Genomic DNA, 12560 nt, shown 5'->3' on the forward strand with positions numbered 1-12560 from the left:
GCTGTAACAATGTTTCAGGAGGATGTCATGAAAAGAAGTACCGAGTTTCTAAAAAGTTTAGATGTAAAATTAATTTTAATTTTGTGTGCACTATGTGTGACGAGTATAGCTGCTATATATAGCAGTCAGCAAACGGGACAGTATGGAGCTGCAAACTTTGCTATGAAGCAGGGGATTAACTACATAATTGGGGTTGTATTGTTACTTCTTATTGCTAGCATTGACTTAGATCAGTTGCAAAAATTGTCTTGGCCGCTTTATATTGCTGGGTTTGCTTCACTTATTCTTTTGAAAGTATTACCACCATCAGGTTTTACACCTGAAAAATTAGGTGCAAAAAGATGGTTTGTTTTCCCAGTATTTGGACAAATTCAGCCGTCTGAGTTTTTCAAAATTGCATTGCTTCTTGTAGTAGCGAGTATAGCAGTGAAACATAATGCACAGTATATGGCAAGGACATTCCAAACAGATTTAAAGCTAGTAGGTAAAATTATGCTAGTGTCACTTCCGCCTATGGCGGTTGTATATAGTCAACCGGATACAGGTATGGTGTTCTTATATGCTGCTGCAATTGCATGTATTTTATTTATGTCAGGTATACAAAAGAAATTGATAGCATTATGTACAGTTATTCCGTTGACCATATTATCTGCTTTAATATTTATTTTCTTTAAGTATCAAGATTTTTTCTATAATAATTTAGTTACTTTACTAAAACCTCACCAACAGTCGCGTATTGTAGGTTGGTTAAATCCATTTGAAAATGCAGATCAAGGTTACCAAACGCAACAATCGATTTTAGCTGTAGGTAGTGGAGGAATGGAAGGTAAAGGGTTTGGGGGAGGAAGCGTCTATATCCCAGAGAAGCATACTGACTTTATTTTCGCTACAATTGCCGAAGAAGGTGGGTTTATCGTAGCAGCGTTAGTTGTCTTCTTGTTCCTATTACTACTATATCGAACAATTATTATTGGTTATTCCGCTGATAATTTATTTGGTACATTATTATGCGCTGGATCGATTGGTATATTAACAGTTCAAATATTCCAAAACATCGGTATGATCGTTGGATTAATGCCTGTAAAAGGTATTGCATTACCTTTCTTATCGTATGGGGGAAGTTCCTTATTCTCGAATATGATTATGATGGGGCTCATACTATCGGTACGGAAAACTTATAAAAAATATATGTTTTCAGTTAAGTAAAAAAAGCTGGTTCGTTTTTAAACGAATCAGCTTTTTTACATATATGCTCATAAACGTTGCAAACTAAAACAGGATAGCAGTTTGAGACGGGTAAGGAGTGCAAATTGATGCATATGCATATTTTTGAAGGAGCACGGCATCTTTCTAATAGTGAATGGGTTATTCGGGCTATTATAGCATACATATTTTTAATATTAGTTGCGAAAGCGATGGGGCAAAGGTCTATCGCACAACTTCGTTTTTTAGATGTTGTATTAGTGTTATTGCTTGGTGGGAATATTTCTAACGCATTGTCTGATGAAAAAGTAGGGTTACTGGGCTCGATGATTACAACGTTCATACTTGTTGTACTTCATATTATAAGCTCAGTTTTAATGCTGAAATGGGATAGATGGAGACGCTTTTTAGAGCCTGCACCTATTATTCTTATACACAATGGTTCCATTGATTTTAGCAATTTGAAAAAGGCGAGAATTACCTTGGAATATTTGTTTTCGGAACTTCGTATGCGAAATGTGAGCGATATTCAAACGGTTAAATTAGCATTATGGGAAGCGAGTGGCGTTGTTTCTATATTTCAGTATCCAGAATATGAAGCAGCTTCTCGGCGGGATCTAAAAGTGGCGGGGAGAAGGTCTCCAGTTTCTTTCATTTTAGTGAAAAATGGAAGGATTCAACAGGACGTTCTCGCTTTAATAGAAAAACCAGAAGAGTGGGCAAAAGAGTTTTTAGAGAAGAGTGCGGAAATTGAATCCATTATGTTAGCTACAGTAGATGAATCACATAAAATAAATATTTTGTTAAAAAAATGAAAAATATACGCATTTTGTCGTTTTGTACATATGATACAATAGTGTGGACAACGAAAAAGGAGGCGATACGGTGGGATATGTAGAAGAATTACGAAAAATAGTTGGTCATCGCCCTTTAATTTTAGTTGGTGCTGTTGTACTCGTTATAAATGAAAATGGTTATGTTTTATTGCAGCAGCGGACAGAGCCGTACGGAAAATGGGGGCTACCTGGCGGGCTAATGGAGCTTAGTGAATCACCAGAAGAAACAGCTTATCGTGAAGTATATGAAGAGACAGGAATAAAAGTGAAGAACTTGCGACTAATCAATGTATTTTCTGGAGCGAACTACTTTACAAAATTAGCAAACGGTGATGAATTTCAATCTGTAACAACCGCCTATTATACGGATGAATACGAAGGGGATTTTGTTATGAATAAAGAAGAAGCAGTTCAGCTTAAATTCTTTTCAGTAACAGAACTACCTGACTATATTGTGGGATCGCATAAAAAAATGATTGCTGAATATATGAAGATTATGGAAAAAAAGATATAATAAAAGTGAAAGAAATACAAAAACACAGCTCTGGTTGGTAGTCCAGACGCATGATTTCATGTCAGTAACCTTCCCCTCCGGGATGTCCCGTATTTCTAATTTTTTAAAGGAGGGGCTGTCAATGGAGTTGACAGTATATCATGATGGCCAATTTTTTGTTGGAATTATTACATGCAAAGAACAAGGGAAATTGTATGGAGCGAGGTATATTTTTGGAGCGGAACCGTCAGATGAAGAAGTGCTTATGTTTGTGAATGGTTCACATTTAGAGCATTTTCAGCATTTTGCAAAATGTGGTGTAGAAGTTAAAGAAAAACAGCGTCCTAAAAATATAAAGCGTATCATACGACAAACAGCAAAAGAAACAAATGTTAAACGTTTTACTAAGGCGCAAGAGGCGATTAGTTTATCTTATGAATTGCATAAACAAGAAAAGAAAGTGCAGTCTAAGGAGAAGCGAGAAGCTGAAAAAGAAAGAAGACGTTTAATTAAAGTACAAAAAGCAAAGCAAAAACATCGTGGTCATTAAAGAAAAGGTGTTAGAGCAAGTGCTCTAACACCTTTTCTATACTTAAATACAAGTAAACTTACTTGTATTTCATAAACATTAACTGGTAAGATACAAATAGGTAGTTTTAGAGGAGGGAAAAGAGTGATTAATTTTAACTTTTTTATGAATGATGTTGTCCGCCAAGCGCGTGAAGAGATTGTCTCTGCTGGATATACAGAATTGACGACGCCAGAAGCGGTAGAAGAAGCGTTTAAAAGAAATGGAACAACACTTGTAATGGTAAACTCTGTATGTGGTTGTGCAGGTGGTATCGCTCGTCCTGCTGCTGCGCATTCCGTACATTATGATAAACGTCCTAACCACCTTGTAACGGTGTTTGCAGGTCAAGATAAAGAAGCGACAGCAAGAGCGCGTGAATATTTCGAAGGGTACCCACCTTCTTCTCCATCATTTGCTTTATTAAAAGATGGAAAAATTGTAACGATGGTAGAGCGTCATGAAATTGAAGGTCATGAACCGATGCAAGTTATTGCAAAACTACAATCGTATTTCGAAGAGAATTGTGAAGAACTATAAAAAATAATAAAAAAGGCGGCACGTCCACAATCAAGTGGATGTGCCGCCTTTTTTATTTATTATTTTAATTTCTGAGATATGCATAGTTATGTTATTTTATGCATTATTTTATACACAACAAAAAGCGTTTATATTGTTATTTTATTTATTTTTATTTTATATATTGCATAAAAATAAAAGTGCTGATACAATACAAACATCGAATAAATATTCTATTAAACTTTTAAATATACATTATTAGGGGGAAGAAAGATGAAGAAGTTATTATCAATATCGTTTGCACTTATTTTAATTGTAAGTATATTCAGCGCTTGTAGTAATGGGGAATCGAAAGAAACAAAAGGAAATAAGAAAGTACTCGTAATGGGGACTTCAGCAGATTATAAACCATATGAATACGTGGAAGCTTCAAAAAGTGATGAAATTATTGGTTTTGATGTTGATGTTGCTAAATATATTGGAAAAGAACTTGGGTATGAAGTGAAAGTGAAAGATATGGATTTTGGTGGTTTATTAGCATCTCTTAGTTCAGGAAAAGTTGATTTCGTAATGGCAGGTATGACGCCAACTGCAGAGCGTAAAAATAATGTTGATTTTACAGATATTTATTTTGTTGCGAAAAATATGGTCGTTTCTAAAAAGGATTCTAATATTAAATCTGTAGAGGATTTAAAAGGGAAAAAAGTAGGAGTACAAACAGGATCTATTCAAGAAGAGAAAGCAGCAGAATTTAAAAAACAAGTAGATTTCCAAGTTGAGGGACGTGACCGTATACCAGAAATCGTACAAGAAATTAAAGCTGGTCGTTTTGACGCTGCAATTATAGAAGACACAGTTGCTAAAAATTATTTAGAGAAAATGAAAGATTTAAAAGGAATTGAAATTAAAGAAGCGCCAGAAGAAGTTGGAGCAGCAATTGCCCTTCCGAAAAATAGTGATAAAACAGCTGAATTTAATAAAGTAATTAAAAAAATGCAAGAAAATGGAGAAATGGATAAATTAGTGAAGAAATGGTTTGGCAGCGAAAAATAAGCTGCCTTTCACTTTTCTTTGAGGGGAATGAAAAGGATGAACTTAGATTTTTCGGCGATTACGCCTTCGATACCATATATACTAAAAGGTTTAGAAGTTACTTTGAAAATTGTAGCAGTATCAGCTTTAGCAGGATTTATTTTAGGAACATTATTAGCACTTTGTAAAATTGCTAGAATACGAGCGTTAAATATAGCAGCAGATTTTTATACATCAATTTTTCGTGGTACACCACTTGTATTGCAATTAATGATTATTTATTTCGGCGTCCCGCAAATAATTGGTTATGAAATACCAGCATTCTTAGCAGCTGTACTTGCATTTAGCTTGAATTCAGGTGCATACATGTCAGAAGTGATTCGTGCTGGTATTCAAGCAGTTGATAAAGGACAAACAGAAGCAGCGATGGCTTTAGGGATACCGTACGGAAAAATGATGAGAAATATTATTTTCCCTCAAGCATTAAAAAATATATTACCAGCTCTTGTGAACGAATTTGCGACACTTACGAAAGAATCGGCTGTAGTAACAGTAATAGGCGCGACTGATTTAATGCGTCGTGCTTACATCGTAGGCGGTGAGACATTTAAATATCTTGAACCATTACTTTTTGTTGGACTGATTTATTATATGTTAGTCATTATTCTTACATTAGTCGGGAAGGCAATTGAAGGGAGAATGAAGAAAAGTGATTAAAATTGAAAACCTTCATAAATCATTTGGTAAAAACGAAGTATTAAAAGGAATTACAACAACGATTGAAAAAGGGGAAGTAGTTGCAATTATAGGACCTTCTGGATCAGGAAAATCAACATTTTTACGTTGTATGAATATGTTAGAAGCACCAACGGATGGTCACATTTGGATTGGAACGGAAGAAGTAACGAATCCGAAAACGAATGTTATGCATGTTCGTGAAAATGTCGGTATGGTATTTCAGCATTTTCACTTATTTCCTCATATGACTGTATTAGAAAATATTACGTATGCTCCTATCAATGTAAAAGGGGTAACGAAGCAAGAAGCTGAAAAGAAAGCTGAGAAACTTTTAGAAAAGGTTGGATTAGTAGATAAAAAAAATACGTATCCGAATCGTTTGTCGGGAGGACAAAAGCAACGTGTAGCAATTGCAAGAGCGTTAGCGATGGAACCGGAAGTTATGTTATTTGATGAACCGACATCGGCGCTAGATCCAGAGATGGTGAAAGAAGTGTTAGAAGTTATGAAATCGTTAGTTACGACAGGAATGACGATGGCTATCGTTACACATGAAATGGGCTTTGCAAAAGAAGTGGCAGATCGTGTTCTTTTCTTGGACGGAGGAAAGCTTGTAGAAGATAGTGCGCCAGAAGAATTTTTTGCAGCGCCGAAAAGTGAACGTGCGCAACAATTTTTACAAAAAATATTGTAATATGAAAAGGTTATGTGAATAATAAGTAGAAAAGGATGACATTGTGTCATCCTTTTTTTATACTAGCTGTAAATACGTTTATACATATAGGAGCAATGATATGTTCAAAATTGGATACCGTACAGTAAAAACAGCAATAGGGACAGGCGCGGCAGTTTTTATTGCTCAGTTATTAGGATTAGAATTTTATAGTTCAGCAGGTATTTTAGTTATTTTATGTGTACAAAATACGAAGCGCAAATCGCTTCAAGTGTCGTTACATCGTTTTCTAGCGTGTGTATTATCAATGGTATTCGCGTTTTGTATTTTTGAAACGATCGGCTATACACCACTTGCAATTAGCATATTGTTACTTACATTTATTCCGACTGCAGTAATGCTTAAAATTCAAGAAGGTATTGTCACGAGTTCAGTTATTGTTATGCATCTATATTCATTGAAGCAAATTACATGGCTTATAGTTGGAAATGAAATTGCTATATTAACGATAGGGATTAGCGTGGCTCTATTAGTGAATATGTATATGCCGAGTAGTGAAAATAAGCTAAAAGAGTATCAAGATAAAATAGAGAGTAATTTTAAAACGATTTTGTTTGAAATGGTTGTGTATTTACGAAATCGAGAAAGTAGTTGGAGTGGAGCAGAACTCATTGAAACCGAGAATATGTTAAATGAGGCAAGAGATTTATCGTTTAAAAAACTTGAGAATGCATTTATGCGAGAAGATGATTATTACTATCGTTATTTTAATATGCGTATGCAACAATTCGAAATTTTAGAGCGAATGATACCACTAGCAGCTTCTTTATCGTGGACATATGAACAAGCTGACATGATTGCAGATGTTGTTGAAAACATTGGTAATGCTATTAGCCCTGAGAGTACTGGCGTTATTTCCTTAAGGCAGCTTCAAGAAATGAGGGAATTATTTAGAGACATGCCATTGCCAGCTACACGCGAAGAATTTGAGATACGTGCGAAACTTGTTCAACTTGTGTATGAAATGGAACAATATTTACTAATTAAAAGTCGCTTTAAGGGAAAGGATAATATAAAAGAACTTATATAGAAGGTAGGAATTATCTATGCCGTATCTTCTCTCTATCATATTATGTCTTTCTTTATCGCCGCTTTGGCCTCTTGGGGAGAATCCACGTGCCGGAGATCCTTTTATTATTGTAAATAAAGCAACGAATAAATTAGCTTACATTGACGATGGAAAGATTCAAAAGGTTTCTCCAGTAGCGACAGGGAAAACGAATGAATTAACTCCAGAAGGAACTTTTGATGTTGTAATGAAAGCGAAGGATCCATATTACATTGCAAAGGATATTCCAGGTGGATCGCCAAAAAATCCACTTGGATCAAGGTGGATTGGATTTAATGCAAGAGGAACTGATGGAAGTAAATATGGAATACATGGAACAAACCAACCGAGTTCAATTGGAAAGTATATTTCACAAGGATGTATAAGAATGAAGAAAAACGATGTGGAATATTTGTTTGATCGTATTCCAATTGGAACGAAAGTATGGATTGTGAAATCGAAAAAATCATTTCAGCAATTGGCAAAAGAAAAAGGAGCCGTTGCATATGAAAAAGCCAACGAAAAGGTTGGCTTTTTCTATTGTAATAAGTTGTCTTGACATGTGTACATAACCATGCGTTAATGAAAGTATAGAAAGATAAAATTAGATAAAGGGGTTGCTCATATGTACTTGAATCCAAAACTTTCGTATATGCAGTTTTTTATGGGATTTCTATTTGTTATTACATTCATATTGGCAACTTTTAATATATGTTCTTATCTTGTAGCGATTGTATGTATGGCATTACTTAATCTCACTTTTGTTATTGGAGCATTTCAGCAGAAACAATATACAAGTTTTGTAATAGCACTTGTAATGTCATTTTCCTTTAGTATTATAGCGATTGTGTTTTATATAAAATAAACCATCTCGATGTCGAGATGGTTTATTTTTTCATGTGTAAAAAGTAAAAAAAGGACGAACACATCGCCCTTTTTACCAAAACATACTCGCGCCAGCAAGTAATGTTGTTACAAGCATAGAAATTAGCATCACATAAACCATAATTTTTTGAGCTTTTTTATGCATCGTTATACCTCCTTGCAAATCAGTACAATTTCATTGTAACGAGAAATGAAATTATGGACAAGGGGAGAGTGAGGACAAAATTCGGGAGGGGATTGCAAAATATAACAGGAAATTTGAGTGTGTATAGAGAATATAGTTAAAGGATATATTGTTAATTTTTAGTTGGGCAAGCTGAAGAATGGAGATACGATGATGAAAATATACGAAACAGATCGTTTATACTTAAGGGAAATAGATGAGTCGTATGCTGAAACAGTTCTTCAATATTACGACAGAAATCGTGAATTTTTAAAAGCTTGGGAAGAGTATAGACCGGATGATTTTTTTACGCTAGATTATCAAAAGAAAAAGTTGCAAAAGGATAGAAAAGAGTTCGAAGACGGGAAAATCATCAGACTATGGATTTTTAAAAAGGGTGATGATACAAAAATAATTGGGTGTATTTCATTTAATTTAATCGTTCGTGGCATTTATCAATCTTGTGTACTCGGTTATAAATTAGATAAAGCAGAGTTAAACAAAGGGTATACGACAGAAGCACTTAGAAAAGCAATTCAAGTTGCTTTTGAGGAATTTCAGTTACATCGTATAGAAGCTCCGATTATGCCTCGTAATTTAGCATCTATACAAGTGGTGACGAAGATAGGTTTTCAATATGAAGGCGTGTCTAGGAAGATGTTAATGGTAAATGGCGTGTGGGAGGATCATATGCGCTGGGTATTGTTAAATGAGTAATAGAAAGCAGATGGTTATCTAGACATGTAAACCATCTGTTTTTTGTCTTGTATTTCGAAACTTTTGCGAAATTCTGTTATAATTAGTAGTGTTACATACATAATGGTAGTGCAGGAGGCGCAGTCTTATGATTAATCAAGAACGTTTAGTAAATGAATTTATGGAATTAGTACAAGTAGATTCTGAAACGAAATTTGAAGCAGAAATCTGCAAAGTATTAACGAAGAAATTTACAGATTTAGGTGTAGAAGTATTTGAAGATGACACAATGGCTGTAACTGGTCATGGTGCAGGCAACTTAATTTGTACTTTACCAGCAACAAAAGATGGTGTTGATACAATTTACTTTACTTCTCATATGGATACAGTAGTTCCTGGTAATGGAATTAAGCCTTCTATTAAAGATGGATATATCGTATCAGATGGTACAACAATTTTAGGTGCGGATGATAAAGCTGGATTAGCATCCATGTTCGAAGCAATCCGTGTTTTAAAAGAGAAAAATATCCCTCACGGTAAAATTGAATTTATTATTACAGTCGGAGAAGAATCAGGTCTTGTTGGTGCAAAAGCTTTAGATCGTGAGCATATTACAGCGAAATATGGCTACGCATTAGATAGCGATGGAAAAGTTGGTGAAATCGTTGTTGCAGCTCCAACACAAGCGAAAGTGAACGCAATTATTCGCGGGAAAACAGCTCACGCTGGTGTAGCGCCGGAGAAAGGTGTATCTGCAATTACTATCGCAGCGAAAGCAATTGCGAAGATGCCACTTGGTCGCATTGACTCTGAAACGACTGCAAATATTGGACGTTTTGAAGGTGGTACACAAACGAATATCGTTTGCGATCATGTACAAATCTTTGCAGAAGCTCGTTCGTTAATCAATGAGAAAATGGAAGCACAAGTTGCGAAAATGAAAGAAGCATTTGAAACAACTGCAAAAGAAATGGGCGGTCATGCAGACGTTGAAGTAAACGTTATGTACCCAGGATTTAAATTTGCTGATGGGGATCACGTTGTAGAAGTTGCAAAACGTGCAGCTGAAAAAATTGGTCGTACACCTTCTCTTCACCAAAGTGGTGGCGGAAGTGATGCAAACGTAATTGCAGGACACGGTATCCCAACAGTTAACTTGGCAGTTGGTTATGAAGAAATTCATACAACAAACGAGAAGATTCCTGTTGAAGAGTTAGCAAAAACAGCAGAATTAGTTGTTGCAATTATTGAAGAAGTAGCGAAGTAATGGAATAGAAAAAGCGTGTAAATCAATTGTGATTTACACGCTTTTTATTTTGACTCGATTGCTTTGACAAGACGTATAAGCCAATATAAGAAAAACTATGGAAGTATATACGTTGTTGCTATATGTACTAGACGAGGGAATAATCCTAACGTATTCATATTGAAAATCGGAAGTAGTAAATAATTAATTGCAATGATTAATATAACTACAAGGAACATATAGTTAATTTCATCATAATCAGCCTCTTTCACATGTGTATCCTCTTTATATCGATTATAAAAAAGAACAAGTAATTATTATAACTATTGTGCAAAATTTGATATAATAAAAGAACGAACGTTCTGATCAGGGGGTGAGTACTATGCGAGAAATGTATCCGAAAAATGGTCGTGTTATTTTACATGTAGATATGAATTGCTTTTTCGCATCTGTTGAAATTGCTCATGATCCATCATTACAAGGAAAGCCATTAGCGGTTGCTGGAAATGAAAAAGAGAGAAAAGGAATTATAATAACATGTAGTTATGAGGCGAGAGAATACGGAATACGTACGACGATGCCCCTTTGGGAAGCGAAAAGATTATGCCCGCAATTAGTTGTAAGGCGTCCTAATTTCACATTATATCGCGAAGCTTCATTTCAAATGTTTCAAGTCCTTTCCCGTTTTACAGAAAAGATACAACCAGTCTCAATAGATGAAGGATATTTAGATATTACAGATTGCTATGCACTTGGTTCGCCTCTTGAAATAGCAAAGATGATGCAACAAGCACTATTAACAGAGTTACAGCTTCCGTGTAGTATCGGAATCGCTCCAAATCTTTTCCTAGCAAAAACAGCTTCTGATATGAAAAAACCTCTCGGTATTACCGTGCTTCGAAAACGTGATATTCCAGAAATGATTTGGCCACTTCCAGTTGAAGCAATGCATGGGATTGGAGAAAAAACAGCTGAAAAATTAAATGAAATTCATATACATACAATTGAACAGTTAGCGAAGGGAGACGAGCATATCATTCGCGCTAAAATTGGCAAGCACGGTATTGATTTACAAAAGCGTGCAAAAGGTACGGATGATAGGGAAGTGGATCCGAGTCAAATGGGCCAACATAAAAGTGTCGGTAACTCGATGACTTTTTCAAAGGATATGGATGAAGAGAAAGAATTACTTGATATGTTAGAACGGTTATCAAAATCAGTGAGTAAAAGATTACAAAAGCGAACCCTTGTCAGCTATAATATTCAAATTATGATTAAATACCATGATAGGCGAACAGTAACACGGAGTAAGCAATTGAAAAATGCGATTTGGGAAGAACGTGATATTTTTCAAGCAGCATCCCGTTTATGGAAGCAACATTGGGATGGTGATTCCGTTCGTTTACTAGGTGTTACAGCTACTGAAATAGAGTGGAAGACAGAATCGGTGAAACAATTAGATTTGTTTTCATTTGAAGAGGATGCGAAAAAAGAACCACTACTTGCTGTCATTGATCAAATTAATGATAAGTATGGAACACCGATTTTACAACGAGGTAGTCAACTACTACGTAAGCAAGAGAAGTCGTTTCAACAAAAGTTAGAAAATAAGTTTATGTAGAAGGTGTCATGAAGTAGTAAAATCATGACACCTTTCATTTTTAACTTGCTTCTAAATCTAATGAAGTTTTCCAACCAGCTGCAGTAACGCCAGATTCTAATAGCATTCTACTTACTATTTTTTCAATTAAGATAGCCGCATTTGTCTTGCAATGTAATGTAGCCTGTATACACACCTTTCGATTAGAATCTACGTCTTCGCTATACAACTCTTTTAAACCGAGCCCTTCTGTACTTACCATATGCATAAGTAAAAAACGAATATGTGCTTCATTTTCTTCTGAACAAGTAAGGGAAAGTAAGTAGTTTGTTTGTTCTGGTGATTCTTTTTTTGATTTTTTATTCATAAAAAGAGCAATTGGGCGAAGGAGTATATTTGCTAGTAACACGCCGGCTGTACCTAATATAGCTGCAACGAGGAAACCGGCGCCTGTAAGAGTACCGACAGCAGCTGCACACCATAAAGTAGCTGCCGTATTTAGCCCTCTAATACTAAAACCATCGCGGATAATAACGCCACCCCCTAAAAAGCCAATGCCACTAACGACTTGAGCAGCAATGCGGGATGGGCTAGCATCATGATCAAGCATGACGGATAATAAAACAAATATACAGGCACCAAGTGATACGAGAGCATTTGTCCGTAACCCAGCCATTCTGTGTCTCCATTGTCTTTCCATTCCAATGCAAGCTCCTACAATAATTGCTATAACTAATCTGAATACAATGTCGTACCATACCATCATGGTCACCTCCATATATAAATATGTGTTATGTCTT

Annotated in this window: 17 protein-coding genes; 14 read left to right on the top strand and 3 right to left on the bottom strand. The window is 35.5% G+C overall.

Going from position 1 to position 12560, the window contains the following annotated elements; translation table 11 throughout:
• Positions 1-27 precede the first annotated feature (27 nt).
• The 11 genes from ASE54_RS05680 to ASE54_RS05730 all read left to right on the top strand — a co-directional run bounded on the left by ASE54_RS05680 (position 28) and on the right by ASE54_RS05730 (position 8035).
• A complete protein-coding gene (locus ASE54_RS05680) occupies positions 28-1206 on the top strand; it encodes an FtsW/RodA/SpoVE family cell cycle protein (protein ID WP_000831177.1) in 1179 nt (392 codons plus the stop codon).
• Positions 1207-1313: 107 nt separating this feature from the next.
• Positions 1314-2018 (top strand): YetF domain-containing protein, encoded by a 705-nt coding sequence (locus tag ASE54_RS05685; RefSeq protein WP_000550957.1) that lies wholly within the window; start codon positions 1314-1316, stop codon positions 2016-2018.
• A gap of 70 nt (positions 2019-2088) precedes the next feature.
• The gene (locus tag ASE54_RS05690; RefSeq protein WP_000542551.1) at positions 2089-2553 is read left to right on the top strand and encodes an NUDIX hydrolase; all 465 of its coding nucleotides are present in this window, start codon (positions 2089-2091) and stop codon (positions 2551-2553) included.
• 121 nt (positions 2554-2674) lie between these two features.
• Complete coding sequence (locus tag ASE54_RS05695) at positions 2675-3082, top strand: YjdF family protein (RefSeq protein ID WP_000424201.1); 408 nt, start codon at positions 2675-2677, stop codon at positions 3080-3082.
• Positions 3083-3226: 144 nt separating this feature from the next.
• Positions 3227-3640: a BrxA/BrxB family bacilliredoxin gene (locus tag ASE54_RS05700; RefSeq protein ID WP_001979317.1), complete on the top strand. Its 414-nt coding sequence runs from the start codon at positions 3227-3229 to the stop codon at positions 3638-3640.
• A 252-nt stretch (positions 3641-3892) separates the two neighbouring features.
• Positions 3893-4672 carry a transporter substrate-binding domain-containing protein gene (locus tag ASE54_RS05705; RefSeq protein ID WP_000735462.1) on the top strand — a complete coding sequence of 260 codons (780 nt, stop codon included), beginning with the start codon at positions 3893-3895 and terminating at the stop codon, positions 4670-4672.
• A gap of 36 nt (positions 4673-4708) precedes the next feature.
• Positions 4709-5368 carry an amino acid ABC transporter permease gene (locus ASE54_RS05710; RefSeq protein WP_001046915.1) on the top strand — a complete coding sequence of 220 codons (660 nt, stop codon included), beginning with the start codon at positions 4709-4711 and terminating at the stop codon, positions 5366-5368.
• Positions 5361-6083, top strand: a complete 723-nt coding sequence (locus ASE54_RS05715; RefSeq protein WP_000590203.1) for an amino acid ABC transporter ATP-binding protein — start codon at positions 5361-5363, stop codon at positions 6081-6083. Before ASE54_RS05710 ends, ASE54_RS05715 begins: the two co-directional genes overlap by 8 nt.
• Before the next feature lie 100 nt (positions 6084-6183).
• On the top strand, positions 6184-7152 hold the full coding sequence (locus ASE54_RS05720; RefSeq protein ID WP_000472671.1) for an aromatic acid exporter family protein: 969 nt from the start codon (positions 6184-6186) through the stop codon (positions 7150-7152).
• Between the two features lie 16 nt (positions 7153-7168).
• Positions 7169-7729, top strand: a complete 561-nt coding sequence (locus ASE54_RS05725) for a L,D-transpeptidase (RefSeq protein WP_001146572.1) — start codon at positions 7169-7171, stop codon at positions 7727-7729.
• A 66-nt stretch (positions 7730-7795) separates the two neighbouring features.
• Positions 7796-8035 (top strand): DUF3894 domain-containing protein, encoded by a 240-nt coding sequence (locus ASE54_RS05730; RefSeq protein WP_000281166.1) that lies wholly within the window; start codon positions 7796-7798, stop codon positions 8033-8035.
• A gap of 72 nt (positions 8036-8107) precedes the next feature.
• Here the strand turns inward: ASE54_RS05730 and prli42 are convergent, their stop codons facing one another.
• Positions 8108-8200: a stressosome-associated protein Prli42 gene (prli42, locus tag ASE54_RS33715; RefSeq protein ID WP_000549037.1), complete on the bottom strand. Its 93-nt coding sequence runs from the start codon at positions 8198-8200 to the stop codon at positions 8108-8110.
• A gap of 189 nt (positions 8201-8389) precedes the next feature.
• Here prli42 and ASE54_RS05735 point away from each other — a divergent pair, with 189 nt between their 5' ends.
• Together ASE54_RS05735 and ASE54_RS05740 are read left to right on the top strand one after the other, a co-directional pair.
• Entirely contained in the window at positions 8390-8935 is a 546-nt protein-coding gene (locus tag ASE54_RS05735; protein WP_014894891.1) for a GNAT family protein, read from the top strand.
• Positions 8936-9062: 127 nt separating this feature from the next.
• Complete coding sequence (locus tag ASE54_RS05740; RefSeq protein ID WP_000609802.1) at positions 9063-10181, top strand: tripeptidase T; 1119 nt, start codon at positions 9063-9065, stop codon at positions 10179-10181.
• A 95-nt stretch (positions 10182-10276) separates the two neighbouring features.
• Here ASE54_RS05740 and ASE54_RS36225 read toward each other — a convergent pair whose 3' ends face one another.
• A complete protein-coding gene (locus tag ASE54_RS36225; RefSeq protein ID WP_000656487.1) occupies positions 10277-10432 on the bottom strand; it encodes a hypothetical protein in 156 nt (51 codons plus the stop codon).
• 110 nt (positions 10433-10542) lie between these two features.
• On the opposite strand from ASE54_RS36225, the gene ASE54_RS05745 reads away from it, so the two are divergent.
• On the top strand, positions 10543-11781 hold the full coding sequence (locus tag ASE54_RS05745) for a DNA polymerase IV (protein ID WP_001208861.1): 1239 nt from the start codon (positions 10543-10545) through the stop codon (positions 11779-11781).
• A 40-nt stretch (positions 11782-11821) separates the two neighbouring features.
• Here the strand turns inward: ASE54_RS05745 and ASE54_RS05750 are convergent, their stop codons facing one another.
• On the bottom strand, positions 11822-12523 hold the full coding sequence (locus tag ASE54_RS05750; protein ID WP_000262346.1) for an MgtC/SapB family protein: 702 nt from the start codon (positions 12521-12523) through the stop codon (positions 11822-11824).
• Between the last annotated feature and the right edge of the window lie 37 nt (positions 12524-12560).

The sequence above is a fragment of the Bacillus sp. Root131 genome, assembly GCF_001429475.1.
Lineage (GTDB): Bacteria > Bacillota > Bacilli > Bacillales > Bacillaceae_G > Bacillus_A > Bacillus_A thuringiensis_S.